The organism is Leeia oryzae DSM 17879, from assembly GCF_000376945.1.
GTDB lineage: Bacteria > Pseudomonadota > Gammaproteobacteria > Burkholderiales > Leeiaceae > Leeia > Leeia oryzae.
On the sequence record NZ_AQXU01000013.1, the window covers coordinates 91,601 to 117,690 of the forward strand.

The 26,090-nt window shown below is 50.6% G+C and carries 23 protein-coding genes; 18 read left to right on the forward strand and 5 right to left on the reverse strand.

The annotated features are described in order from the left end of the window. Position 1 precedes the first annotated feature (1 nt). Genes F552_RS0102045 through yjgA form a run of 4 tightly spaced genes read right to left on the reverse strand, consistent with a single transcriptional unit; the run spans position 2 to position 2,441 of the window. Positions 2 to 580: a DNA-3-methyladenine glycosylase I gene (locus tag F552_RS0102045; RefSeq protein WP_018150048.1), complete on the reverse strand. Its 579-nt coding sequence runs from the start codon at positions 578 to 580 to the stop codon at positions 2 to 4. Between the two features lie 11 nt (positions 581 to 591). Then, a complete protein-coding gene (locus tag F552_RS0102050) occupies positions 592 to 1,266 on the reverse strand; it encodes an energy-coupling factor ABC transporter permease (protein ID WP_018150049.1) in 675 nt (224 codons plus the stop codon). A 7-nt stretch (positions 1,267 to 1,273) separates the two neighbouring features. Beyond that, a complete protein-coding gene (gene mog / locus F552_RS0102055; protein WP_018150050.1) occupies positions 1,274 to 1,870 on the reverse strand; it encodes a molybdopterin adenylyltransferase in 597 nt (198 codons plus the stop codon). Continuing rightward, on the reverse strand, positions 1,863 to 2,441 hold the full coding sequence (gene yjgA / locus F552_RS0102060; RefSeq protein ID WP_018150051.1) for a ribosome biogenesis factor YjgA: 579 nt from the start codon (positions 2,439 to 2,441) through the stop codon (positions 1,863 to 1,865). Before yjgA ends, mog begins: the two co-directional genes overlap by 8 nt. Before the next feature lie 167 nt (positions 2,442 to 2,608). On the opposite strand from yjgA, the gene pmbA reads away from it, so the two are divergent. From pmbA to F552_RS0102135, 14 genes are all read left to right on the forward strand, one after another. Continuing rightward, positions 2,609 to 3,949 carry a metalloprotease PmbA gene (gene pmbA / locus F552_RS0102065; protein WP_018150052.1) on the forward strand — a complete coding sequence of 447 codons (1,341 nt, stop codon included), beginning with the start codon at positions 2,609 to 2,611 and terminating at the stop codon, positions 3,947 to 3,949. A gap of 87 nt (positions 3,950 to 4,036) precedes the next feature. Next, complete coding sequence (locus F552_RS0102070; protein WP_245546643.1) at positions 4,037 to 4,558, forward strand: TIGR00645 family protein; 522 nt, start codon at positions 4,037 to 4,039, stop codon at positions 4,556 to 4,558. A 16-nt stretch (positions 4,559 to 4,574) separates the two neighbouring features. After that, positions 4,575 to 5,222: a DNA-3-methyladenine glycosylase family protein gene (locus tag F552_RS0102075; RefSeq protein WP_018150054.1), complete on the forward strand. Its 648-nt coding sequence runs from the start codon at positions 4,575 to 4,577 to the stop codon at positions 5,220 to 5,222. A 500-nt stretch (positions 5,223 to 5,722) separates the two neighbouring features. Then, positions 5,723 to 6,667, forward strand: coding sequence for a chemotaxis protein (locus F552_RS0102085; RefSeq protein WP_018150056.1), 945 nt, complete (start codon positions 5,723 to 5,725; stop codon positions 6,665 to 6,667). A 46-nt stretch (positions 6,668 to 6,713) separates the two neighbouring features. Beyond that, positions 6,714 to 7,649 (forward strand): chemotaxis protein, encoded by a 936-nt coding sequence (locus tag F552_RS0102090; RefSeq protein WP_018150057.1) that lies wholly within the window; start codon positions 6,714 to 6,716, stop codon positions 7,647 to 7,649. Between the two features lie 49 nt (positions 7,650 to 7,698). Further along, positions 7,699 to 8,088, forward strand: coding sequence for a chemotaxis response regulator CheY (gene cheY, locus F552_RS0102095; RefSeq protein ID WP_018150058.1), 390 nt, complete (start codon positions 7,699 to 7,701; stop codon positions 8,086 to 8,088). A gap of 10 nt (positions 8,089 to 8,098) precedes the next feature. After that, entirely contained in the window at positions 8,099 to 8,854 is a 756-nt protein-coding gene (gene cheZ / locus F552_RS0102100) for a protein phosphatase CheZ (protein WP_018150059.1), read from the forward strand. A gap of 54 nt (positions 8,855 to 8,908) precedes the next feature. Beyond that, positions 8,909 to 10,810: a chemotaxis protein CheA gene (locus F552_RS0102105; protein WP_018150060.1), complete on the forward strand. Its 1,902-nt coding sequence runs from the start codon at positions 8,909 to 8,911 to the stop codon at positions 10,808 to 10,810. 67 nt (positions 10,811 to 10,877) lie between these two features. Beyond that, complete coding sequence (locus tag F552_RS0102110; protein ID WP_018150061.1) at positions 10,878 to 12,110, forward strand: EAL and HDOD domain-containing protein; 1,233 nt, start codon at positions 10,878 to 10,880, stop codon at positions 12,108 to 12,110. A 108-nt stretch (positions 12,111 to 12,218) separates the two neighbouring features. Then, the gene (tmk, locus tag F552_RS0102115; RefSeq protein WP_033374471.1) at positions 12,219 to 12,872 is read left to right on the forward strand and encodes a dTMP kinase; all 654 of its coding nucleotides are present in this window, start codon (positions 12,219 to 12,221) and stop codon (positions 12,870 to 12,872) included. Continuing rightward, the gene (gene holB, locus F552_RS0102120) at positions 12,862 to 13,896 is read left to right on the forward strand and encodes a DNA polymerase III subunit delta' (protein ID WP_018150063.1); all 1,035 of its coding nucleotides are present in this window, start codon (positions 12,862 to 12,864) and stop codon (positions 13,894 to 13,896) included. Before tmk ends, holB begins: the two co-directional genes overlap by 11 nt. Before the next feature lie 64 nt (positions 13,897 to 13,960). Further along, the gene (locus F552_RS0102125) at positions 13,961 to 14,284 is read left to right on the forward strand and encodes a PilZ domain-containing protein (RefSeq protein ID WP_018150064.1); all 324 of its coding nucleotides are present in this window, start codon (positions 13,961 to 13,963) and stop codon (positions 14,282 to 14,284) included. A gap of 66 nt (positions 14,285 to 14,350) precedes the next feature. Beyond that, on the forward strand, positions 14,351 to 15,139 hold the full coding sequence (locus F552_RS0102130) for a TatD family hydrolase (protein ID WP_018150065.1): 789 nt from the start codon (positions 14,351 to 14,353) through the stop codon (positions 15,137 to 15,139). Beyond that, positions 15,136 to 15,900 carry an MBL fold metallo-hydrolase gene (locus F552_RS0102135; protein ID WP_026182316.1) on the forward strand — a complete coding sequence of 255 codons (765 nt, stop codon included), beginning with the start codon at positions 15,136 to 15,138 and terminating at the stop codon, positions 15,898 to 15,900. Before F552_RS0102130 ends, F552_RS0102135 begins: the two co-directional genes overlap by 4 nt. Positions 15,901 to 16,000: 100 nt before the next feature. On the opposite strand, the gene F552_RS18235 is transcribed toward F552_RS0102135, so the two are convergent. Beyond that, on the reverse strand, positions 16,001 to 16,321 hold the full coding sequence (locus tag F552_RS18235; RefSeq protein ID WP_169333555.1) for a 2Fe-2S iron-sulfur cluster-binding protein: 321 nt from the start codon (positions 16,319 to 16,321) through the stop codon (positions 16,001 to 16,003). 212 nt (positions 16,322 to 16,533) lie between these two features. On the opposite strand from F552_RS18235, the gene F552_RS0102145 reads away from it, so the two are divergent. From F552_RS0102145 to F552_RS0102160, 4 genes are all read left to right on the forward strand, one after another. Then, on the forward strand, positions 16,534 to 18,681 hold the full coding sequence (locus tag F552_RS0102145) for a type I secretion system permease/ATPase (protein WP_026182317.1): 2,148 nt from the start codon (positions 16,534 to 16,536) through the stop codon (positions 18,679 to 18,681). Continuing rightward, positions 18,681 to 20,108 carry an HlyD family type I secretion periplasmic adaptor subunit gene (locus F552_RS0102150; protein ID WP_018150068.1) on the forward strand — a complete coding sequence of 476 codons (1,428 nt, stop codon included), beginning with the start codon at positions 18,681 to 18,683 and terminating at the stop codon, positions 20,106 to 20,108. Before F552_RS0102145 ends, F552_RS0102150 begins: the two co-directional genes overlap by 1 nt. Then, positions 20,108 to 20,716 carry a response regulator transcription factor gene (locus F552_RS0102155; RefSeq protein ID WP_018150069.1) on the forward strand — a complete coding sequence of 203 codons (609 nt, stop codon included), beginning with the start codon at positions 20,108 to 20,110 and terminating at the stop codon, positions 20,714 to 20,716. Before F552_RS0102150 ends, F552_RS0102155 begins: the two co-directional genes overlap by 1 nt. Before the next feature lie 221 nt (positions 20,717 to 20,937). After that, on the forward strand, positions 20,938 to 26,090 hold a 5,153-nt coding region (locus F552_RS0102160; protein WP_018150070.1), incomplete at its 3' end, for a retention module-containing protein.

Sequence of the window (26,090 nt, forward strand, 5' to 3'; positions counted from 1 at the left end):
TTCAGATATCTTCTCTAGTAGCACAGTGGCAGTGTTGTTCATGATCATTAATCATGCCAACCGCCTGCATGAATGAATACATGATAGTCGAACCTACAAACTTGAACCCCTTTTTGGTCAAATCCTTAGAGATTTGATCCGAGAGTATTGTTTTGGCCGGTGCCTGACGGTAATCGTCCCAACGGTTTACAATCGGCTGGTTATCTACATAACGCCAGATGAAGGCATCAAAAGAGCCATGAGCTGCTTGTATTTCCATAAAGGCGTTTGCATTCCGGATGGCACTGGCTACTTTTAGACGATTCCGGATGATGCCAGGGTTATTTAATAGCTCAATGACCTTGTCATCGTTGTAGGTTGCGACGGTTTCCGGTGCAAAACCGTCAAATGCGGCCCGGTAACTGTCCCGCTTGTTGAGAACCGTTTCCCAGCTAAGGCCTGCCTGGGCCCCCTCCAGAATCAGCATCTCAAACAGATGCCGGTCATCATGGGACGGAATCCCCCATTCCTGATCATGGTAATCAACATATCTGGGGTTCGACAAGTTCACCCAACCGCAACGGTGCAAATGGCTAGTCATTGTCACTGCTTTCAAAAACGTGGCTTTTTGCCAAGGTATTGAAGATCATTAAAACTGCTTACCCATTCCGGTTTGTAAACTACCATCAGGGTCAGCAGAAAACCGGTCTGGAAGGCTTCTCCCCAGGACAATAGTAACCAGAAGGGTAGATAGTCACTCAATAAAAAATCCAGCGGGTAGGCGCCAATCAAACTTAGCAGAAAGACAGCAAAGAATCCTGTCGCCGCAAATACAATCGCAGCGCCGATAAAGCCACCGCCCAGCAGAAAGATGAACAGATTTTTAGGAAGAAAGCGCTGCTGCAACCAAAGCAGACCACTGGCCATGCCAACCGGACAAAGCGCAAGCAACAGGGCATTGACTGGCAATGCCTGCCAGTGATGGGTATTCACCGCGGTATGCACAAGCAGAACGGCCACCATGGCAAAACTGGCCAGCCAGCCACCCAGCATCCGGGTTACCAGCGTGGCACCCAGTAAATGGAGGGCAAGCCCCGGGCGAATGTTGGCCTGCAATTGCCAGAAGAAAGACACCAGGACAATCGAGCCGAACAGAACGTGTTGCTGGCTGTTGTTCAGTAGACGCTTCCAGTCCTGCTTGACGCCGGCAAACACCAGCACCGAGACCAGTAGCAGGCCACTCACTATGTTTAACCACAGGGGGATTAGCGCTGCTGGCGTGTCCATGACGGGATCAGGTCTGTTGTGGTTTTACGGCAGATTTGGGACGAAACGCTTTGACAACGGCTGGATTGGTTTCAACATAGGGTGCCCCGATCAGATCCAGACAATACGGGACTGCCGCAAAGATGCCAGGCACCATCACTGAGCCGTCTTCCGCCTTCAGGCCTTCCAGCGTCTCCTTGATAGCTTTAGGTTGCCCGGGCAGATTCAGGATCAGACTCTGCTTGCGGATCACGCCAACCTGACGGGATAAAATGGCCGTTGGAACAAACGCCAGACTGATCTGTCGCATTTGTTCCCCAAAACCGGGCATGACACGGTCTGCAACCGCCATGGTCGCTTCTGGTGTCACATCTCTGGGGGCAGGGCCCGTACCGCCGGTGGTCAGCACCAGATCACAGCCTGCATGATCCACCAGATCCCGCAGGGTATCTTCAATCACGGCTTGTTCATCCGGAATCAGACGGTTTTCCATGGTCCACGGGGTAGTCAGCGCCTCGCCAAACCAGCTTTGCAAGGCAGGCAAGCCTTTGTCTTCATAGACACCACTGCTGGCACGGTCACTGATCGATACCAGACCGATTTTTAGCGCGCGCGCCTCACTCATCGTCATCCTCCATGTCCTCGTCTTCCAGATCTTCATCTGTCGGTTCAGATACCGGGATAGGAGGCGGTTGCAGGGCTTTCAGTAGCTGGAATAATTCGCGGTATGCCTTGGGAGGCTTGTTCAGCTCACGCTCTTTCAGCGCGTTTCTCACCAGTTGGCGAACCTGCTGAATATCCGCCTCCGGAAACTCGTCGGCAAACAGGGTAATGGCATTGCTATCGCTTACCAGCTTGTCACGCCAGCGTTCAATGCGGTGCAGCCAGGCCGTCTGGGCGCTGGAACTCTGGGTCAACTGGTCCAGATACGCCTGGATGGGAGCAGCGTCCACATGCCGCATCAGTTTGCCAATATATTGGGACTGGCGACGAATGGCGCCATGCGCAGTCAACCGTTTTGCTTCCATGATGGCATCAAACAGGCGCTCTGGCAGCTGCAGCTTCTTGAGCTGATCCTTACCCAGGGCAACCAGTGCATCGCCCATGGTTTGCAAAGCGTGCATTTCACGTTTTTTCTGCGATTTGCTAGGGCCGTCGTCTAGCGGCTCGTCGTCATAGTAATCTGATGGATTCATGCTTATGTTCTGGTATGGTCGCGTGATAAAAGGCTGTCGCGTCAGCACTAGCACGCGATACACTATCAAAGCTGTTATCATACCATTCTATTGGGTTGCTTGCCTGATCACTGCTATAAATAGCGGGCGGGTAATCAGGTTACTGTTGTTAATTTCAGGATGAATTTGTGGCTAATACTCCGTTTTCTTACTCACAAGACGAACTCAAACAATTGGTCAGTGATGTACTGTCATACGCGCGCCAGAAAGGGGCAACGGCTGCAGATGCAGAAGTGTCCGAAGGTGCCGGACATACGGTCTCTGTTCGTCTGGGTGAAACAGAAACCATCGAATATCATCGTGACAAAGGCTTTGGCGTTACCGTCTATCACGGGCAGGCCAAAGGGCATGCCAGTACCGGAGACTTCAGCAAGGCGGCCCTGCAGGCAACTGTTGATGCCGCGCTCGATATTGCGCGCTATACCGCTTCAGACCCGTTTGCCGGCCTGGCAGACCCGGACATGCTGGCTACCCGTTTCCCGGACCTGGATTTGTTTCACCCATCCAATCTGAGTGTCGAAGAGAGTATCCGCCTGGCGACATTGTGTGAAGATGCGGCCAGAGCCGTTGATCCTCGCATCACCAATTCCGATGGTGCTTCGCTATCAACGCAAAGCGGGCAGTTTGTGTACGGCAATACCCTGGGTTTCCTGGCCGGTTTTCCTACCTCAAGGCATTCACTGTCTTGTGCCGTGATTGGCGAAGAAGGCGATGCCATGCAGCGCGACTACTGGTATGACTCCAGTCGACGCTTTGATGATCTGGCCAGTCCTGAATCCATTGGCCGTCGTTGCGGTGAGCGCACGGTACGCCGCCTGAATGGCCGCAAGATTGATACCTGCCAGGTGCCTGTTGTATTTGAAGCGCCGATTGCATCCAGTCTGATTGGTCACTTTTTGCAAGCGGTGAGTGGCACCAGTCTTTATCGCCAGGCCAGTTTCTTGCTGGATAGTCTGGGACAAAGCGTATTTTCACCGATCGTGAACCTGCATGAAGCTCCTTTGATTGTACAAGGTCAGGCCAGTACGCCATTTGATGATGAGGGTGTTGCAACCCAAGACCGGATGGTGGTCGAGAATGGTGTGGTGCAAGGATACTTCCTGGGCTCTTACAGCGCCCGCAAATTAGGCATGAAAAGTACCGGCAATGCCGGTGGCAGCCATAACCTGATACTCGGGTCGACCGGCGAAGATTTGGCCGCGTTGCTGAAAAAAATGGGGACAGGCCTGCTGGTAACAGAGCTGATGGGACATGGCACCAACACAGTGACCGGTGACTATTCTCGTGGTGCAGCCGGTTTCTGGGTTGAAAATGGCGTCATTGCCTATCCGGTTGAAGAAATTACCATTGCAGGTAATCTGAAAGACATGTTTAAAGGGATTGTTGCAATCGGGAACGATCACCTGCCGCATGCCAGCCGCCAAACCGGGTCTATTCTGATTGAGAATATGACAGTCGCAGGTAATTGAACGCAATAAATCGTATTTGAATTAACGTATTGGCTGAATTATGCCATCAGGTTAATTGGTTTTTGTCAGATGCAAGAGAGTAAATTCGTGAAGCATATTCCTAATCGTTTAGAAACCGGGTTGGAAAGTTTTATTTTCTGGAGTCGCTGGATTCAGGTTCCTTTATATCTGGGTCTGATTGTGGCGCAATGCGCCTATGTCTGGTCTTTTCTCAAAGAACTCTGGCATCTGGTGCATGACGTCAATGCCATGGGTGAAACCCAGATCATGCTGATTGTGCTCGGCCTGATTGACGTGGTCATGCTCAGCAACCTGATCATCATGGTCGTGATTGGGGGCTACGAAACCTTTGTATCCAAACTGGACCTGGGAACGCACGAGGATGTGCCGGAGTGGCTCTCCCACGTCAACGCAGGCGTGTTGAAGGTCAAGCTGGCAACGGCACTGATCAGCATTTCCGGTATTCATCTGCTCAAAGGATTTATCAACGCAGATGCCATCAAGGTTGAAACCTTGGCTTCGCAAACCGCCATTCATCTGGTATTTCTCCTCACGGCCATCGGGCTGGCATGGGTAGACCGTCTCATGACGCCAGCTCGTTCGCATTAAGCGTCAGGCTGTTTCAATGACACAGCTCACTTCTCCCAGGATCAAAACCTCACCAGATTACTGGCCAGAGGCAATTGATGCACTCGCCAGAAATGATCTTGCGCTGGTGGGGTTATTCAATGCCTATCAAGGAGAATGCCTGACCGGGGGAGGTGATGCTTTTTGTACGCTTGCCAATTCGATTGTCGGGCAGCAAATCTCGGTCAAGGCTGCTGACAGTATCTGGAAACGACTTGAGAGCAGGCTAGGGCACGTTAATCCGGAGCGCGTGCTGGTGACTTCGGTGGATGACTTGCGGGCAGATGGTTTGTCCAGTCGCAAAGTCGAATATCTGACAGACCTGGCTCGCCACTTCATCGATGGACGGATTGATCCGGTACATTTTGATGAAATGGAAGACGAGGCCGTCATCCAGCGTCTGACCGATGTCAGGGGGATCGGCCGCTGGACGGCGGAAATGTTCCTGATTTTCCATTTGTTAAGACAAGACGTTTTGCCACTGGATGATATTGGCCTGCAACGGGGTGTCGCCAGGCATTATGGCTGGGAATATCCGTTTCCGTTGAAAAGACTGGAACAATTTGCAGAACGGTGGAGACCGTATCGGACCGTGGCAACCTGGTTTTTGTGGCGAAGTCTGGATCCGGTGCCTGTTGCTTATTGAATGAATACGCAAATGGTATTCGAAACAGATATGGATCAGTGCGAAATCGCCATATCCAGCATCACGACTTTTATGAACCTCGGGTATCGAGGTAACTAAACAGGGTGGAATTGACTCAACTCAAGTCTATTTTGAATTATTGTGTCCATACTTTCGGACCATGAATAACCGGCAAATAAGCACTTTCCTGATACTGATTCGGCACACAGGCATATTATTCTTGACATCTCTATGATAAATTTCATCAGTTTTTGCAAGGTTAAGCTATATTAGTGGCTTGATGTACAGTCGAAACAAGGCCGTAAACGTACGTGTTTTTATCAGAAATCTAATGGACGTGTGTTTTTACCTTGCAACCGCACCAAATTATGCACAGAATGTAAAATGAGACTTAGATCAAGCAAAGAAGCGGTTCTTGTTCTAAAATAAACAACAACAGAGTCACATGTGTTAAGCCGGCTGTTAAGCTGTAACCAGACAGTGCTGATTGGAGTATCAACGTGTCCGAACTACTAAGAAAAATTGATGCACGAACCAAGCTGGCAGGAACCAACAAGCTGGAAATCCTGCTGTTCACGCTAGGCACTGACCAGCGAACAGGCCGAAGAGAAAATTTCGGGATCAACGTGTTCAAGGTGCGCGAGGTGATGCGTACCCCTGAAATTACCCATGCGCCTGAAATGCCAGCCTGTGTTGAAGGTATGGTCAGTTTGCGCGGCTCTCTGGTGCCTGTGGTCGATCTGGCCAAGTACACTGGCATTAATACGGACGCACGGCCGGAAATCATGATTGTGACCGAATATAACGGTCATACCCAAGGCTTCCTGGTTGAAGCCGTGGATACGATCCTCCGGCTGGACTGGTCTCAAATGCGCGTGCCCCCGGATATGCTGACAGCGCAGATGGGCGGCATCATTACGGCGGTGACAGAGCTGGATAACGGCAAACTGGTCATGATGATGGACGTTGAGAAAGTGCTGGCAGAAACCAGTAACTACGATGACCAGATGATCTTCCAGAACATCAAGCCGCTGGATAAGCCTCGTACGGTTTATTTTGCAGATGATTCTTCAGTTGCTCGCAAACAGATTTCTACAACCCTCGACATGATGGGGGTTCGCTACTTTTCTGCCATTAACGGCAAAAAAGCATGGGACGAGCTGGATAAAATGGCCTCCCTGGCCGAGGCCAATGGCGAGCTCATGAAAGATGTTGTCAATCTGATTCTGACAGATGTGGAAATGCCGGAAATGGACGGCTACATGCTGACGAAGAACATCAAATCCGATCCGCGTTTCAAAGGTATTCCGGTTTTGATGCATTCATCCTTGTCGGGCATGCAAAACCAGAAGCTGGGACAATCTGTCGGGGTGGATGAGTATGTTGCCAAATTTGAACCACAAAGACTGGCCGAAACCCTGACCAGATTGCTGGCGACACAATAATATTCGCTTTTGTTTATATAGACAGATTGATTACTAGGTGAATGCCATGTCCGGAAAAACACCCGAAAACCTGCTAGACAGTATTGATGCGCGCACCAAGCTGGCAGGTTCTAACAAGATGGAAATCTTGCTGTTCTCACTGGGGACAGGCGAAATCTTTGGTATTAACGTATTCAAGGTACGTGAAGTTTCTCAAACGCCACACATTACCAAGACACCCAACATGCCGCCTGGTGTCGAAGGCGTGATTTCTTTGCGGGGTAACATTATCCCGATTATTTCCCTTTCCAAATTCGTTAGCCCGGGCCAGAACCGCAGCAGCGAACAAACCATGATCGTGACCGAGTTCAGTCGTCATACCCAGTCTTTTCTGGTAGACGAAGTTGACCGTATCATTCGTGTGGACTGGGACAAGGTTCGGGCGCCAGAGGGCATGCTGGCGGGCAGTCAAGGACTGATTACGGCAGTGACAGAACTGCCGGATGGCAAGCTGGTCTCGATTCTGGACGTCGAACAGATTCTCTCCTCCGTGATTGGTGAAAAACTGATCCCGGATGTGGCCACAAACCCGATCCGCGAAGACATCTATATGTTCTTCTGTGATGATTCCATGGTGGCTCGTAAAGAGATTACCGGCGTGCTGGACAAACTGGGCGTCAAATATCATCAGGCCAACAACGGCAAAGAGGCATGGACCAAATTGCAGAATCTGGCCAGCCGTGTGCAGGGCGAAGGCGAGTTCCTTGGGGATCATTTGAAACTGATCCTGGTGGATGCAGAAATGCCTGAAATGGATGGTTATGTGCTCACCAAACACATCAAGGCCGATCAGCGCTTCAAGGGCATCCCGGTTGTCATGCATTCCTCACTGTCGTCTAATGCCAACCGTGCAATGGGAAATAGTGTCGGTGTTGACGCCTATGTGGCAAAATTCGATCCGGTGATTTTGGCGGAAACCATCAAGCCGCTACTGATGAGTTGATTTGCATCTGTTGCCAATATGTCTGGCAACAGATTTAGAGAGGGCAAGCATGGCTGATAAAAATATGAAGTTCCTGGTAGTGGACGATTTCTCTACCATGAGACGCATTGTGCGTAACCTGCTGAAGGAACTCGGTTTCACCAACGTGGATGAAGCCGAAGATGGTCAGATTGGCTTACACAAACTTCAAAATGGGCAGTTTGATTTTATTGTTTCAGACTGGAACATGCCGAACATGACAGGTATCGAATTGCTGAAAGCGGTTCGTGCTGATCCAAATCTTAAAAGTCTCCCTTTTCTGATGATTACTGCAGAAGCGAAAAAAGAAAACATCATTGAGGCGGCAACGGCAGGCGCCAGTGGTTATATTGTCAAGCCGTTTACTGCAGCTACACTCGACGAAAAACTAAACAAAATCTTCCAGAATCTCGGAAAATAAGGAGATACATGTGAGTGATAGAAAATATGAGAGCGGCGATTCTGCGGATCTGGAAGCTCTGTTTGATAGCATTGTAAGTACAAATGTCTCACATGAAGCAAATGCGGCCGGTGCATCTGAACACAAGGTGGATATCACCAGTGACATGATCGAACCAGCGAAGTCAATGTTCACCCAGATCGGGATGATGACCCGTAAACTGCACGACACCTTGCGTGAACTGGGCTTTGACAAGTCGATCGAAAAAGTTGTTTCCGAAGCAATTCCGGATGCCAAGGACCGTCTGGCCTACGTGGCCAAACTGACCGAGCAGGCTGCAGACAAGGTATTGTCAGCGGTGGATGTTGCCAAGCCTCTGCAAGAAAAATTGAGTGAAGATTCTGATGGCCTGAATCAGCGTTGGGACAAACTGTTTGCCAACCAGCTGAGTGTTGAAGAATTCAAAGTACTGGTCAATGACACGCGCAGTTTCTTGCATAGAACCAAGACCGATTCCAGACAGACAGATGCATTGCTGCTGGACATCATGATGGCGCAGGATTTCCAGGATCTTACCGGCCAGGTGATCAAGAAGATCGTTGAAATGGCAAAAGAGATGGAAAACCAGCTCTTTAACTTCCTTGTCGAATACACGCCCGGTGCAGTTAAAAAACAGGAAGAACACGCCCAGCTCGAAAATGGGCCTGTCATCAATACGGATGGCCGTAGTGATATTGTCACAGATCAGCAACAAGTTGACGATCTGCTGGCAAGCCTGGGTTTCTAAGACTATAACGGTATCAAGGCAAGTTAACCAATCGGTAGTAGCGAGGAACACACCATGAGTGAATTTGGCGGAATGGAAGAACTGCTTCAGGATTTCCTGACAGAATCCTCTGACATGTTATCCGACGTCGACAATAAACTGGTCGAGCTAGAAAAACGTCCTGATGACAAAACCTTGCTAAATGATATTTTCCGGGGCTTTCATACCATTAAAGGTGGGGCAGGGTTTTTGAATGTAGATGCGCTGGTGACACTCTGCCACCGGACAGAAAACCTGTTTGACAAGCTGCGTAACGGCGAAATGAAGCTCAGCGCAGGCCTGCTGGACTATATTCTTGCTTCAACCGGGGTCGTGAGGGAAATGTTTGGTGAGCTGGCGCAAAAGCGGCAGCCTCATTCAGCACCCCAAGCCTTGCTAGATAGCCTTGATGCCGTTCTGGAAGGCCGCCTTGATGCTAACCCTGCACCTGCTGCGCCAGCAGCACCTGCAAAAGAAGAAGTTAAGGCTGAACAGGTATCCACACCGCCTGCCGCTGTAGACGGGGAGCCGGACTGGAACAAACTCTATCATGGCTTACTGGGTACAGAACCTGCTGCGCCAGCCAAGACCGAAACTGTGCAGGCCAAGGCAGCATTGGAGGTTGCTCCAGTAAAAGCGTCTGAGCCCGTTGCACTGGCGCCTTCGTCAGGTGCTTTTGCCAATACTGGCGTCTCCTCCATGAATAGCGGGCAGCAAATTGCCCAGCAACTGACAACGCAAGAAACCACGATTCGTATTGATACCAATCGTCTTGATCAGGTGCTTAACCTGTCTGGCGAGATCGGATTGACGAAAAACCGTCTGACCACGCTGCGTACGGATATTCTTCAGGGCCGCAGTGATGCGCATACCCTGAGAGCGCTTGACGAAGCAATTGGTCAGCTGGATTTGCTGGTGTCTGATTTGCAGAATGCGGTGATGAAAACCCGTATGCAGCCAATTGGACGCCTGTTCCAGAAATATCCGCGGTTGGCCCGAGATCTTGCCCGTCAACTGGGTAAGGATGTCGAACTGGTCATCACCGGTGAAGAAACCGAACTTGACAAGACCATGATCGAGGATCTGAATGATCCGCTGGTCCACCTGGTTCGTAACGCGGTTGACCATGGTATCGAGACCAAGGAAGAGCGTCTCGCCATTGGCAAGTCAGAGAAAAGTCTGGTACAGCTGGCTGCCACCCAGGTGGGTGACCATATCCTGATCGAGATTACCGATGACGGTAAAGGCATGAAGCCTGAGATGATCCGTCAAAAGGCCATCGAAAAAGGTTTGCTCAAAGTTGAAGACGCAAACAATCTGGATGACAAGCAAAGTCTCCAGCTGATCTTCTTGCCGGGCTTCTCTACCAAAGACCAGATTTCCAGCGTATCCGGCCGTGGCGTAGGCATGGATGTGGTGAAAACCAACATCCAGAAAATGAATGGCCGGATTGATATCCAGTCCATTCCGGGTGAAGGTAGCCGTTTCACGATCAGTCTGCCACTGACCCTGGCGATCTTGCCGGTGCTGGTTGTCAAAGTGTGCGACCAGCCATTTGCTGTGCCATTGGCGATGGTTCGTGAAATTATTCCTCTGTCCAAGAACGATATCCAGCAAGTGTCCGGTAAGGCCACCATGGTGGTCAGGGATGAAATCTTGTCTGTACGTTCTCTTGCAAGCCTCATTGGCTGGCATGATAACAAGCCGCCATCATTTGGTGTCTTGATGCAATCGGCAGAAAGCTCATTTGTGTTGGCCATTGATACCTTTGTGGGGCGTGATGATGTCGTGATCAAACCATTGCAGAACATCAAGCCAAAGGGCATCGCTGGTGCTACACTATCAGGTGACGGCTCTGTGGTTCTGGTGCTGGATATGGAAGACCTGTTGGCCGCATTGGGAACTGATCAGGCCTCGCCATTATTTGATTTTGCGTAAACGATGTTTTTTTGTGGCAAATGGCAGATGATATCTGCCTGCCATGCCATTAACCTGTTAAGTCAATATGAATACTGCAACCAATAGTGATAGTGCGTTTATCGGGCGTCAGCCAATTCTGGATCGCCATCAGAAGTTGATGGGCTATGAGTTGCTGTTTCGTTTGAATGAATCTGCATCTACAGCCGAGTTTTCTAGCGACTTGCAAGCCGGTACCAATGTGTTGGTGAACACGTTGTCCAATATGGGTGCCGAATGGCTGGTTGGGGACAAGCTCGCATTCATCAACGTGGCACAAGCCATGCTTCAGAGTAATTTTCTGGAACTGTTGCAGCCACAAAAAGCGGTGCTCGAAATCGTTGAGTCTGTCAATGCTACCCCGGCTTTGATCGAGCGAGCCAGAGAGTTGCGCGCCCAAGGGTTTTCGATTGCACTAGACGACTTTGTGCTGACTCCGCAAACCGCACCGTTTCTGGAAATAGCCAACTACGTCAAGATTGATATCCGTGAACTGGGTATGGAGCGTGCGTTGGCGTTGTCCAAGCAATTGCGTCGTTACCCGGCTCTGCAGGTTGCCGAGAAAGTAGAAACCAAAGAAGAGTTTCGTGTTCTGCACGATGCGGGTTTTGATGCCTTCCAGGGTTACTATTTTGCACGCCCTGAGACATTGGCTGCCAAGGTCATTAACCCTGCATACGCCAACATCCTGTCGCTGCTGAACATGCTTCGCAATAATGCAGAAATCAAGCAAATTGAAGAAGCCTTGAAGCGTGACGTGGCCCTGTCTTTCAAATTGCTGCGGTACATCAACTCGGCAGGCTTTGGCCTTTCATGTGAGATCCAGTCTTTCCGTCATGCGGTTACCATTCTGGGGTACCAGAAGCTGTATCGCTGGTTGACACTGTTGCTGGTAACTGCGGCTGCAGAAACCCCAGGTGCATCAGCACTGATGAAACTTGCCATTACCCGTGGCCGTTTTGTGGAGCTGATTGGTCAGCATTTCCTTGATGGTTCAGATCGTGACAACCTGTTTATTGTCGGGGTATTCTCCTTGCTGGATGTCATGCTGGAAATGCCAATGGAAAAGGTTCTGGAAAACCTGTTGTTGCCCGAAACCGTCTGTGACGCGTTACTTACCCAGCAGGGCATGTATGGTCCTTTCCTGAAACTGGCCATTGCCTGTGAGAATCCGGAACTGAATGAGCTTGAGTCCTTGGCTGAACAGTTGCAGATTACACCTGAAATGCTCAATAAAGCCCAGATGAGTGCGTTGACCTGGGTAGAACAAATTGGTGTCTGATTCTTTGTTTTTCTAGAATGCCGTTTTCAAGACCCATCAAGACAAGCCCCGCTAGGGGCTTGTTTGTTTTATGCTAATTACTGGTAATGTGTTTTCATGGATAACCCGATGTCTTCTGTACAAGCCTTGGCCACAACCGGACGTTTCATCACCCTTGAGGGGGTAGATGGTGCCGGCAAGACAACGCATCTCGCCTGGCTGGTGGAGTATCTCAAGTCACGTCATGTGCCATTGTGCGTCACGCGTGAACCTGGTGGTACGCCATTAGGGGAGGCGTTAAGAGAGCTGTTGCTGCATGAGGCCATGAGCATAGAAACCGAAGCCTTGTTGATGTTTGCTTCCCGTCAGCAGCATCTGCAATCATGCATTATCCCTGCCCTGAATGCCGGTCAGTGGGTGGTCTGCGACCGCTTTACCGATGCAAGTTATGCTTATCAGGGTGGTGGCAGAGGATTGCCAGTTGAAAAGCTGGCCATGCTGGAACACTGGGTTCATAGCGATATTCAGCCTGATCTGACCTTGTTGTTTGACGTGCCGGCAGAGGTGAGCTTTGAGCGCGTGCGTGGCGCCAGGTCTCCGGATCGTTTCGAACAGCTGGATCTGGCGTTCTTCCAGCGTGTCAGACAAGCCTATCTGGATCGCGCGGTTGCCGATCCACTGCGTTTTCGCATCATTAATGCCAACCGGGCAATCGATGAGATTCAACTGGAGCTTGCCGAGGTAATTATGTCTTACATCCAGGGTGAAGCTCATGCAAGCTGAGGGTGTGCCAATGGTGCAGCCGTTGCCATGGCACCAAACCATCTGGCAGCAATTGCAGAGTCGGCGTCAGCAGCTACCGCATGCCATTCTGCTCCATGGCATGACGGGTATCGGGAAAGCCCATTTTTCCGAAGCGCTGGCAGCCAGTCTGCTGTGTGAAGCACCACATTCAACAAACGGTGCATGCGGCCATTGCCAGGCATGTAATTGGCTCTCGCAAGGTAACCATCCTGACTTTCGTCGTATCCTGCCGCCAGCCGACATGCCTTCAGAAGATGCAGAGCCAGCCAAGCGTTCGGGCTTATGGATTGGTATTGAGGCGATACGGGATCTGACGGATTTTGTTCAGCTGACGTCGCACAGAAGTGGTGTAAAGGTCGTTCTGATTCCTTCTGCCGAGAAACTGAATCAGGCAGCAGCCAATGCACTATTAAAGACACTGGAAGAACCACCGGCTGGTGTGATTTTTATTCTGGTATGCCAGCAGTTGGGGCGTGTATTGCCTACCATCCGGAGCCGTTGCCAGAAAATCAGCTTGCCAGCCCCGGCCAGAGGCGAGGCACTGGCATGGCTGGCGGATCAGCGATTGTCCGGACACGAGATGCTGCTGGATTTGTCGGGTGGCATGCCTTTGCTGACGGCTCAGTATGCTAATGATGAAGTTCTGGCCAGCTTGCCAACGGTGCTGGAATGGTTCTCCGCGCCGCGTAAAGATCCGGTTCAGGTAGCGCAAGACTGGAGCAAACTGCCTTTGTCTACATTGCATGACTGGTTGGGTAAATGGCTGTATGATTTGCTCAGGTTAAGTGTGGGTGGGCAAATCAAGTATTACCCGGATAAGTCGGACGCCTTGCAAAATCTTGCTGGCCGTACCGATAGTGTGGCATTAATGGAGTGCATGACTGCTTTGCAACAAGACAAACGTCTGTTAAGTCATCCATTGAATCAGAAATTGATGCTGGAAAACTGGTTGTTTTCGTATCGCGGGTTATGGCAGAAACGTGCTGTGCCAGTGAGTTCTTGAAAGATAGGATGGAGTACGTATGAGTGAGGTTTCCAAACCTGCGCCAGTCACAAGACCTGGCGTCATGTCTTTGACCATTAAAGAAAAAGCCAGCCTGTACGCCGCTTATATGCCATTTATTCAGGGTGGCGGGTTATTTGTGCCAACGCCAAAGCCTTACAATTTGGGTGACGAAGTTTTCTTGCTGCTGACGTTGCTCGACGAGCCAACCAAATACACGGTAACGGGCAAGGTGGTTTGGATTACACCGCCAGGGGCACAGGGTAGCCGGTCTCAGGGGATTGGTGTCCAGTTCAGTAATAACGAGTTTGGCGTAGCCGCCAAGAATAAAATCGAAGGTATCCTGGGTGGGCACCTCCAGGCGAATCGCTCTACCCATACGATGTAACCGTATGCACGCTCATACGAAGCCTGGCTGGCGAAAGCCGGGTTTAATTTTAGTTAAAAGTCATTTATGTTTATCGATTCGCACTGTCATCTGAATTTTCCGGATCTGGTTAGCCAGCTGGATCAGCATCTTGCCGCAATGGCCAAGAACAACGTATCCCATGCATTGATTGTGGCAGTGGATCGGGCAGGGATTCCTGGCATTCTAAAACTGGCAGAACAGCACCCGCAATTCTTTGCATCTGTCGGTATGCACCCGGATCATGAAAATGAACCCGAGTTTTCAGTTGAAGAATTATGCGAGTTGTCTGCCCATGAGAAGGTGATCGCCATCGGCGAAACCGGGCTGGACTATTACCGCCTGGAAGGCGACCTGAGCTGGCAGCGCGAGCGGTTCCGGGTGCATATCCGGGCAGCCCGGCAGGTTGGCAAGCCTTTGATCATTCATACCCGTTCCTCGGCTGAAGATACACTGTCTATCATGCAGGAAGAATCCGCCCGTGATGCAACCGGTGTGATGCATTGCTTTACCGAAAGCAAAGAGGTCGCCAAAGCTGCTCTGGATATGGGGTTTTATATTTCCATGTCTGGTATCGTGACATTTAAAAGTGCTCAGGATCTGAAAGAAGTCGCCAAGTACGTACCACTGGACCGCTTGTTGATCGAGACCGATGCGCCTTATCTGGCGCCCGTGCCTTTCCGCGGGAAAATGAATCATCCGGCGCTGGTGATGCATGTTGCGGAAGAAATTGCCAATCTCAGGCAAATCACGCTCGATGAGGTTGCCCGGGCAACCACAGAGAATTTTTTCCGTCTGTTTGCCGCGGCTTCCGTCAGCGAGACGGTGCCAGCATGAAGGTCATCGTTCTGGGTGCTGGCTCTTCTGCAGGTACGCCGGTCATCGGATGTCATTGCAAGGTATGTACAGAGGCTCATCCGTTAAATTGCCGCACCCGCGCTAGCTGTTACATTATGGCTGGTGATGTTGGCCTGTTGATTGATACCGGGCCGGATTTACGTCAGCAAGCCCTGCGCGAGAAATTGCACGAAGTATCTGCCGTGCTGTATACGCACCCGCATGCAGACCATTTGAACGGGATTGATGATTTGCGTGCGTTTTGCTTTCGGCACAAGAAAGCGATCCCCGTTTTTGGCAACCAGTTTACGATCCACAATATCGAAGAGCGGTTTGGTTACACGCTGTTGCCGCCGACAACGCATTGGGAGCGCCCCGTATTAAGTGCGCATGTTGTGGATGAACCGTTCATGGTGGGTAATGTCAATGTGATACCTATCCCGCTGCTGCACGGGCAATGGCCAATTTTCGGTTATCGGGTGGGCAATGTGGCCTGGTTGACCGATGTTTCCGAGATTCCAGAGAGCAGCTTTGCTTTGCTGGAAGGTCTGGATGTGCTGTTTCTGGATTGTTTGCGCTATCTGCCGCACTATACGCACCTGAGCCTGGATCAGGCTATCGTGCTGGCTACCCGGATTGGCGCCAGACAAACCTGCTTTATGCATATGACCCATGAAGTGGATGTTGTCGAAGCTGGCAAATCATTGCCTGATAGCATGATGTTTGCTTTTGATGGTCAGCAAATTGAAATTGCAGAATAATTCTTGGGTGGTACATTTGATCGTATCCTGAATAAGGATATCGATGACATTTTCAATGTCAACGCAGGCTTCACGAGGTTGAACAATTGCAACTGGTCTCTTACCAGATAACTTCTATCTTATCCTCCGGTGCTACCAGGACATGACATGCAAGACGCCAGATAGCTGGTGTCTGTTTAATGGTGGTTAATGCATGTGCTTCCGGTGTGATCAGTTTATGCCTTAACAACACATTCTTTTCTTTTCCAGAGAGCGTCACCCATCTCTCTTCTTGCTCTTCCGGATAGCGGATGTGAACGGCGCAGGCCCCGCATGTCCCATGTCCGCAACGCCAGTAGAGGGGCAGGGTATATTCCCTTACCCACTCTGTAATGGTTCTAGCCGGCATGCCGGACTGATCTATTAAATGCGGGGAAGTCATTGTTCCCCCAAAGAGACGTATATAGCCCATGTATTTCCATTCAACTTATCGCATGATTTTACGATTGTTGACAGAGTGGTTGATCTGATTGCCATTAGAATACATGCTGCCTGATTTTAAGCAGGATTCATCACACATACTATTAGGCTTGTTAACTTTTTTTGCTATAGTGGCTTAACTAATCTTATAAAAATATTAACCAGGGATAAGCTATGCCTGACTGGAATATTGACGCACACCAGACTCATTTTGATCCGCTGCTGGATTGTCTTGTAGAACTTTCCCGTATTCATGGTCAGTCTATTTCGAAAGAGTCTCTCTCGGCCGGGTTGCCTCTCGTCAATAATAAACTTACACCATCTTTAATGGCACGTGCTGCTGCACGGGCCAATCTGACCGCTCGCGTGGTCCGCCGCGATCTGGCGGATATTTCCGAATATCTCTTGCCTGCCATTTTGTTGCTGGAAGACCACCAGGCGTGCCTGCTGTTGGGTCGCAATCCGGATGGTTCTTTTCAGGTCCGTTGGCCAGAGGTGCCGGAAAGTGTTGATAAGGTTTCTGAAGAAGCGCTGACGGCCCGTTATACGGGTCGGGTTATCTTTGTGCGGCCCAAGTTCAAGTTTGATGCGCGCGCTCCCCAATTAGGGTATCTGAAGTCCCGTCACTGGTTTTGGGGTGCCATGTATGACTCCATGCATTTTTACCGGGATGCACTGGTTGCTGCGATTCTGATCAATACATTTGCCTTGGCATTCCCTTTGTTTTCCATGAATGTCTATGACCGTGTCGTGCCCAATCATGCCGTAGATACGCTGTGGGTGCTCGCGATTGGCGCCAGTCTGGTCCTGGTCTTTGATTTTGCCATGCGTACCGTACGGGGCTATGTATTGGATCTGGCCAGCAAACGTGTGGATGTCAAACTGTCATCACTGATCATGGAGCGTGTGCTGGGTATTCGCATGGAGCACAGGCCGCCTTCAGCGGGGTCTTTTGCTGCTAACCTGCGTTCGTTCGAGTCTGTGCGTGACTTTATCGCATCGGCCTCCATGGCGACACTGGTGGATTTGCCGTTTACCGTTTTGTTCCTGCTTGTTTTGGTGTGGCTGAACCCATGGCTGATTTTGCCGGCAGTCGTCGGCATTGTGCTGGTGGCTGTATTCGGATGGATTGCCCAATCCAAAATGCAGGAGCTGACCGAAATCAGCCAGCGTTCTTCTGCGCAGCGGAACGCAACGCTGGTAGAAAGCCTGGTGGGGATTGAAACGGTGAAAGCACTTGGTGCCGAGTCGGATATCCAGCGCCGTTGGGAAAGAACGTCTGTGTTCTTGTCCCAGATCGGCAGTCGCTTGAAACTGATGTCTAACACAACCGTGAACTTTGCATCCTTCATCATGCAGCTGGTCAACATTGCCGTGATTCTGACCGGGGTGTATCTGATTATTGATGGTCAATTGACGCAAGGTGGCCTGATTGCCGCAACGATGATTTCGGGCCGTGCCATGGCGCCGCTAGGGCAGCTGGCCGGTTTGTTGATGCAATACCATACAGCCAAGACCTCACTGGCATCGGTAGAGACGTATATGAATCTGCCTGTCGAACGTCCGGAAGATGCTTCTTTCCTGCACCGCGGGCATTTCAGAGGTGAAATTGAATTCAAGGATGTCACGTTTTGTTACCCTGGGCGTGAGAATGCCGCATTAAAGCGTGTGTCTTTCAAGATTCATGCAGGTGAGCGTGTGGCCATCATCGGGCGCATCGGCTCTGGTAAAACCACAATCGAACGCCTGATTCTGGGGCTCTATCAGGCAACAGATGGCGCTGTGATGCTGGATGGTGTCGATGTTCGGCAGATCGACCCGGCTGAGTTGCGTCGTTCCGTTGGCTATGTACCGCAAGATGTCACCCTGTTCTTTGGGTCTTTGCGTGACAACATTGCCGTTGGCGCACCATTTGCCGAAGATAGCCAGATCCTGATGGCAGCAGAACTGGCTGGTGTATCAGAGTTTGCCCATGCGCATCCAGCAGGCTTTGACATGACGATTGGTGAACGCGGTGAATCTTTGTCGGGCGGTCAACGGCAGTCAGTCGCGGTGGCTCGCGCTTTCCTGAATGACCCGCCCATGCTGATTCTGGATGAGCCTACCAACGGGATGGATCATACCAGTGAAGAACGTCTGAAAGGTCGCTTGAAGCAGGTATTACAGTCAGGGAAAACCATGTTGCTTGTTACACACAGAACTGCTTTGCTGGATTTGGTGGATCGTCTAATTGTCATGGATAACGGCCAGATTGTTGCCGATGGTCCGAAAGCACAAGTGGTTGAAGCACTGCAGCAAGGTCGCGTCGGGAGGGCTGGATAATGATGCAACAGCAACCAGCCGAACAAAAGAAAAAAGGTTTTATGGCCCGCATGTGGGGGCATTTCCACCACAAGAGCTCGTCCGGTTTCGATAGTTATCTGGATGCCATGTTTTCCAAGCATGATGTATCAGACGACGAGCTGTTTGGTGATGGTGACTGGGCCATTGTCGAAAAGGATTCACGCAAGATCCGCATGGTCATCTGGACCATGGCGATTGCCATTGGCGGGTTACTGACGTGGGCAGCATTGGCGCCGATTGATGAAATTACGCGCGGCGAAGGTAAAGTTGTGCCTTCTTCCGAACTCCAGATCATGCAAAGCCAGGATGGTGGCAGTATTTCCTATATTGCGGTCAAAGAAGGGCAGGCCGTCAAGAAAGGGCAACTGCTGCTTAAAATTGATCCGACCCGCTTTGTGTCTTCTCTCAATGAGAATCGGGCCCAGTATTACTCCCTGCTGGCAAGGGCCGCACGCCTGCAGGCGCTGTCTGAAAACAAGCCCTTTGTACCTCCTCCAGAGGTTGTCAAAGACATGCCGCAGATTGCTGAACAGGAAAAGAGTCTGTATGACTCCAGCCTGCAAGGACTTGAAACCAACATTGCCATTGCAAAACAGCAACTGGCACAACGTACTCAAGAATTGATCGAGGTCAAAGGGCGCAGGGAACAAGCGTCGCAAAGTTACGACTTGACGGCCAAGGAACTGTCTGTCACTAAACCGCTGGTGCAAAGTGGCGCAGTGTCTGACGTCGAATTATTGAGACTTGAACGGGATGTATCCAGAAGCAAGGGTGATCGGGACACGGCCAGTGCCCAGATTCCGCGTCTGGAATCGGCCATTGCAGAGGCTAGCCGCAAAATTCAGGAAGTGGACCTGACTTTCAGGAATCAGGTGCGGGGCGAGCTCTCTGAAACCATGGCCAAGTTAAACAGTTTGTCTGCTGGTAGTACGGGGTTGGCTGACAGGGTAAAACAGACCGAAATCCGTTCACCGGTCAATGGTATGGTAAAGCGTTTGCTGATTACCACCGTGGGTGGTGTGGTGCAGCCAGGCAAAGAAGTGGTGGAAATCGTGCCGAGTGAAGATGCCTTGCTGCTGGAAGCCAAGATCGCCCCAAGGGATATTGCCTTTTTGCGCCCGGGACAGTCTGCGCTGGTCAAATTTACCGCTTATGACTTCTCTACCTATGGTGGCCTGGAGGCAACACTTGAACAGATCGGTGTTGACTCTGTAACGGATGATAAAGGTAACTCTTTTTACATTATCCGGGTGAGAACCAAACAGTCTTCCATTGGCGATAAGCATCTCCCGATTATTCCGGGTATGGTGGCCGAAGTGGATATACGTACCGGCAAGAAAACTGTTCTTTCGTACTTGCTCAAGCCTGTCTTGCGGGCAAAGGCCAATGCATTGACGGAAAGATGATGACTCCAAACATATTGTATTTTGCAAGCACGGATAAGGCGTTACTGGATCGTTGGGCATTGGCGTATCCGGATGCCAAAGTGTTGCCTGCGGATCTGAATTTTGCCCGTGCCGTAGACAAGGCCATTGTGCTTGTAGACGCAACGGTACCCGGTATCATTGCTGAAGATTCTGCGCTCTGGGCCCACAAAGACCGTTTGCTGTTGGTGATTTGCAGCATGGCGCCAGAGGACGAGGAGGGTCTGCAGATGCTGCAGGCCGGGGCAGTCGGGTATGTGCATGCGTATTGCGACCCGGAAATGCTGCAACAGGTTGTCAATGTGGTTTCCAGTGGCGAAATCTGGGTAGGCCGGAATTTGATGATGCGACTTTTAAAAGGTGTTCATCAGTTGTCTGGTCAAACCAATGAACATGCGCTGGATAGCCTGACAGAGCGTGAGCGGCAAGTGGCAACATTAACTGCCAAAGGGCAATCCAATAAAGAAATTGCCCGTGCACTGGATATTACTGAACGAACTGTCAAGGCACATATCTCTACCATTTTCGAGAAAATGGGGGTTTCAGACCGCTTGCAACTTGCCTTGAAAGTGAATGGCCTGACGGGATAAATGCAACAAAAAAGCATGACGTCCCTGTTTTTATAAAAAAATTGGTTGACAAAACGCCGCCTATTGTACATCGGTACAATAGGCGGCGTTTTTACATGGGCGTACATTGATGCATAAGACGTTTTTTTATGTTGGAAAGAGCCGGAGTACTTGTTTGATGATTTAGAGCTTAACTGGGGGACGCAATCATGAGCGATTCTGTAAGTTCAGTAAAATCTACAATGGTGATCTCTTCTGTCAAAGGACGCGTCATCGTCCGCGACGAAAATGGTCTTGAACACGCCGCTCAGCCGGGAGAAGTCCTGACGGTTGGCGAGAAACTGATTACAGGGGCTGATGGTCTGGTTGAACTAGCCGCCCCGGATGGGGGTAACCCGATTACCCTGGCTGCCAATAAAGAACTCCTTATCGATGCCGACATCTTCGGCACACAAGCAACAGACAATACTGAAGCTGCAATTGCGCAGCTAAATCAGGGCGATGTCAACGTGGCACAAGCCTTGGCCCAAGGTCAGGATCTGACGGCGAATCTCGATCCAACCGCGGCTGGTCTGAATGCCGGTACCGATGCGACAGAAGGGCACAGCTTTGTGCGCTTGCTGCGTATTGTGGAAGGTACTTCTCCTTTGGGCTTTGGGTTTGCAGGCCCTGCCGACAATACACACTTTGAAACAATTCCCGGTACTGTACTTGCAGTACCTGCTCCCGTTGAGAGTGTACCTGTTGCTGTGGATGATACGAATACCGTCACAGAAGATTCTGAAACGACAACTGTTTCAGGGAATGTACTGACCAATGATACGGTGGGGGCTGATGTAAACCCAACCCCTATTACGCCAACAAATGGCACTATTTATTTGCAATATGGCTGGTTAACACTTCATTCAGATGGTACCTATACTTATACACTGGATAACAGCAATCCAAATGTAAATAAACTGAATACTGAAGAAACGCTGCATGACACTTATACCTACACCTTAACAGACGGGAATGGCAGCACTGCAACAGCCGTGTTGGACATTACCATCAATGGTCATACTGATGCTCCTCCGACCATCACTATCCCTGTGACGGAAGGTGCAATTGAAGGGTCTGATACCACGCTACCTGAGACTGCAGCAGCGACAGCCGGCTACTTTACCATCACGGCAGATGCCGGTATCCACGACCTGCAAATTGGTAACACCAATCTGACGCTTGCCCAACTGCAGGCGCTGAATACAACCCATGTGACGGTGGATACGGGCAGCAGCGATGGGACGCTGATTCTGACCGGTTTTGATGAAACGACCGGAGTGGTGAGCTACACCTATGATCCAAACGTACTACACCATACCGATGGCACTCCTATCATCGACAGTATCAGTATCACGGTGACGGACGACACTGCGGTGAGCCGCAGCGATACGCTCGACATTGCCATTACCGATACCGGTCCGGTGGCCGTGGATGACAGCAACAGCATTACTGAAGATGCGATCCCTAATACAGTCGAAGGTAATGTACTGACGGGCTCTGGCGCTGATACGGTGGGTGCAGATACCAATGCAACGCCTGTGACACCGGTGACGGATTTGGCCCTGACCTATGGCACGCTAACACTGCATGCGGATGGCTCTTATACCTATACGCTGGATAACAGCAATGCAGATGTCAACAAGCTGAATGATGGTGAAACACTGCATGACACCTATACCTACACGTTGACAGACGGTGACGGGACGACTACGACAGCCGTGCTGGATATCACGATTCATGGGAATACGGATGGAATCACCATTGAAATTCCTGTGACGGAGGGTGCAATTGAAGGGTCTGATACCACTCTGCCAGAAACTGCAGCCGCGACAGCCGGTTACTTTACCATCACGGCAGAAGCGGGTATTCATGATATCCAGATCGGTAACACCAACCTGACACTCGCCCAACTGCAGGCGCTGAATACAACCCATGTGACGGTGGATACGGGCAGCAGCGATGGGACGCTGATTCTGACTGGTTTTGATGAAACGACCGGGGTGGTAAGCTACACCTACGATCCAAACGTACTGCACCATACCGATGGCGTACCTATCATCGACAGTATCAGCATTACGCTGACAGATGATAATGCGGTCAGTCAAAGTGACACGCTGGACATTGCGATTACAGATACTGGCCCAACGGCAGTGGATGACAGCAACAGCATTACGGAAAATGCAACGCCAAATACCGTGAGTGGAAATGTACTAACGGGTTCTGGTGCTGATACCGTGGGTGCAGATACAAACGCCAACCCAGTCACAGCGGTGACGGACCATGCTTTGAGCTATGGTACCTTGACGCTGAATGCAGATGGCTCTTACACCTACACGCTGGATAACAGCAATGCAGACGTGAACAAGCTGAATGATGGTCAGACGCTGCACGACACCTATACCTACACGTTAACAGACGGTGACGGAACTACCACGACGGCAGTTTTGGATATCACTATTGTCGGCCATACTGATACACCGCCAAGCATTATCATTCCGGATACGGATGGTGATCTAAACACGACTGATACAACCTTGCCAGAAACCGCAGGTGCGACAGCAGGTACTTTTACTATCAGTGCAGAAGCAGGTATTCATGATATCCAGATTGGTAACACAAATCTGACACTCGCCCAACTGCAAGCACTGGACTCAACACATACGGTTACCGTGAATACGGGTAGCAGTGATGGGACGCTGATTCTGACCGGATTTGACGAGTCTACCGGTGTGGTGAGTTACACTTATGATCCAAACGTGTTGCACCATACAGATGGATTACCGATTATCGACAGTATCAGCATTACGCTGACAGATGATAATGCGATCAGTCAAAGTGACACGTTGGACATTGCGATTACAGATACTGGCCCAACGGCAGTGGATGACAGCAACAGCATTACGGAAAATGCAATTCCTAATACCGTGAGTGGAAATGTACTAACAGGTTCAGGTGCTGATACCGTGGGTGCAGATACAAACGCCAACCCAGTCACAGCGGTGACGGACCATGCTTTGAGCTATGGTACCTTGACGCTGAATGCAGATGGTTCTTACACGTACACGCTGGATAACAGCAATTCAGACGTGAACAAGCTGAATGATGGTCAGACGCTGCACGACACCTATACCTACACGTTAACAGACGGTGATGGTACGCAAACTACAGCCGTGCTGGATATTACCATCCATGGTACCAATGATGCTCCAGTGATTGATCTGGATGGAGACAACAGCAGTGGTCAAACCGGTTCTGACTTCATCACCACCTTCACGGAGAATGGCACCGGTGTTGCGATTTCTGATAGTGATATCAGCATTACAGATGTTGATAACACCAAATTGGCAAGCGCAACCATTACATTGACCAATAGCAAGCCCGGAGATGTTCTGACGGTCGGCGATCTCACCGCATTGGGCATCAGTGCAAACGTGGTTGGCAATGTAGTGACCTTGACGGGGGCAGCAACACTTGCAGAATACCAGGCCGCCATCAAACTGATTACGTTCAGCAATACCACTGAAAATCCGGATACCACCCAACGGGATATCACCGTTGTCGTCAATGACGGAACGGCTGACAGTAATGTGGCCCATGCCTACGTGAACGTGATTGCGGTCAACGATGCGCCAATCAATGCCGTCTCTGATGCTGTAACAACACCAGAAGACACCAGCAAAGCCATCTCTGGTTTGAGTATCAGTGATGTTGATGCTGTCAATGGCAGTATGACGGTGACGCTGACGGTAGCGCATGGTGTACTGAGTGTGACGGGTAATGCCAGCAATATCAGCGGTAATGGTAGTGGTACAGTCACCTTGACAGGGACTGTGGCTGAGATCAATGCGATTCTGGCAGCTAATGTGACCTATATGCCTGCTCACGATTACAACGGTACAGACACATTGACCATGGTGACCAACGATAATGGCAATACCGGTGTTGGCGGCAGCCTGCAAGATGTAGATACCGTCAACATTACGGTGACGCCGGTTAATGATGCGCCTGTAGCATTGCCAGACAACTACTCGGCTGTTGAGGGTGCAACTACCATTCTGGGCTCAGTGCTTTCTAACGATAGTGATGTGGATAATCTGGTCATTCATGCCTACATGATCGCCAGTAATGCAGCAGGGACCGGTGCTGTAGCTGCCAATGGCTCCTCTAGTATTACGACTGCGCTGGGTGGCACTGTGGTAATGAACGCAGATGGTACCTTCAGCTATACCGCTCCGGTGCGTGATCATGCAGATGCGATTTCTGACCAGGATAGTTTCTACTACCAGGCAACCGATGGTTCAGGCCAATCTACCTGGGTAAAAGTCAGTGTTGATATTACGGATACCAATCCAACCGCGGTCAATGACTATAACGAAGTGGCCTGGCTGGGATCAGTTTCCGGGAACGTACTGACCAATGACGTCGCAGTGGATGTGCCTAAGTCACTGGTTTCCGTGACCTCTGATGGCGTGACAAAAACGTTTGCAGCTTCGTCCACGTCTGACGCTGGTGGCAAATATATTACGTTTACAACAACAGATGGCAATCTGAAGATCTATGAGGATGGCCATTACACGTACACATCAACTAAGGATGGCCAGCAAACCCTATCCGGATCTTCTCTGCCACAATGGCTGGCTCTGTCTGACCTGTACGGGTTCGGGACGACTGCCTGGAAAGATGGGTCGGGTAATCTGGTGTTGTCATCCTTGACCTCAACTGCTGCGGGTGAGGTTGACTCTGTTAATGGTAGCAAGCCTGGTATTGGTGTGGGTGCATTGCAATCAGCAGCAATTGATCCGAATGAAACCTTGGTGATCCATCTGCATGAAACCACCAACACAGTGACGATGGCCATTGCCCAGTACAATGCAAACCAGGCCAGTGCTTATATCTGGAGAGCCTATGATACCGATGGCGTACTGATTACGTCTGGTACTTTCTCCAGCAGTGTTAGCAACGGTACCATCATGCCGCTGACTGTGACGGCAAATACTGCGATTGCCTATATCGCGTTTTCTAACGAAAGCGGCAATGCGCAGGGCTATGTGCTGTCGTCTATCAGTTACACAGCACCATCTGTTTCTAGTACCGACACCTTCACGTATGTGATGCAGGATCAGGATGGCGACCAGTCGACTGCGACCCTGTCAGTAACCCCGACAGCCGGCACGATTACGCTGGATCTGGATAGCAGTGGTGCAGGCACCGGCTTTACCGGCACCTTCACCGAGAATGGCAGCTCAGTCGCCATTGCCGATACCGACATCAGCATTACTGGGACTGGTGCTAGCGTCCTGAAAGGTGCCACCGTCACACTGGCCAATGGTCAGGCAGGCGATGTACTCACGGT

Coding starts and splice junctions, on each gene's coding strand:
- F552_RS0102150 (WP_018150068.1), top strand. CDS start 18,681: ATGATGCAACAGCAACCAGCCGAACAAAAGAAAAAAGGTTTTATGGCC.
- cheY (WP_018150058.1), top strand. CDS start 7,699: ATGGCTGATAAAAATATGAAGTTCCTGGTAGTGGACGATTTCTCTACC.
- F552_RS0102145 (WP_026182317.1), top strand. CDS start 16,534: ATGCCTGACTGGAATATTGACGCACACCAGACTCATTTTGATCCGCTG.
- F552_RS0102135 (WP_026182316.1), top strand. CDS start 15,136: ATGAAGGTCATCGTTCTGGGTGCTGGCTCTTCTGCAGGTACGCCGGTC.
- yjgA (WP_018150051.1), bottom strand. CDS start 2,441: ATGAATCCATCAGATTACTATGACGACGAGCCGCTAGACGACGGCCCT.
- F552_RS0102155 (WP_018150069.1), top strand. CDS start 20,108: ATGACTCCAAACATATTGTATTTTGCAAGCACGGATAAGGCGTTACTG.
- F552_RS0102125 (WP_018150064.1), top strand. CDS start 13,961: ATGTCTTTGACCATTAAAGAAAAAGCCAGCCTGTACGCCGCTTATATG.
- F552_RS0102090 (WP_018150057.1), top strand. CDS start 6,714: ATGTCCGGAAAAACACCCGAAAACCTGCTAGACAGTATTGATGCGCGC.
- F552_RS0102045 (WP_018150048.1), bottom strand. CDS start 580: ATGACTAGCCATTTGCACCGTTGCGGTTGGGTGAACTTGTCGAACCCC.
- F552_RS0102130 (WP_018150065.1), top strand. CDS start 14,351: ATGTTTATCGATTCGCACTGTCATCTGAATTTTCCGGATCTGGTTAGC.
- F552_RS0102105 (WP_018150060.1), top strand. CDS start 8,909: ATGAGTGAATTTGGCGGAATGGAAGAACTGCTTCAGGATTTCCTGACA.
- holB (WP_018150063.1), top strand. CDS start 12,862: ATGCAAGCTGAGGGTGTGCCAATGGTGCAGCCGTTGCCATGGCACCAA.
- tmk (WP_033374471.1), top strand. CDS start 12,219: ATGTCTTCTGTACAAGCCTTGGCCACAACCGGACGTTTCATCACCCTT.
- mog (WP_018150050.1), bottom strand. CDS start 1,870: ATGAGTGAGGCGCGCGCGCTAAAAATCGGTCTGGTATCGATCAGTGAC.
- F552_RS18235 (WP_169333555.1), bottom strand. CDS start 16,321: ATGACTTCCCCGCATTTAATAGATCAGTCCGGCATGCCGGCTAGAACC.
- F552_RS0102075 (WP_018150054.1), top strand. CDS start 4,575: ATGACACAGCTCACTTCTCCCAGGATCAAAACCTCACCAGATTACTGG.
- F552_RS0102050 (WP_018150049.1), bottom strand. CDS start 1,266: ATGGACACGCCAGCAGCGCTAATCCCCCTGTGGTTAAACATAGTGAGT.
- F552_RS0102110 (WP_018150061.1), top strand. CDS start 10,878: ATGAATACTGCAACCAATAGTGATAGTGCGTTTATCGGGCGTCAGCCA.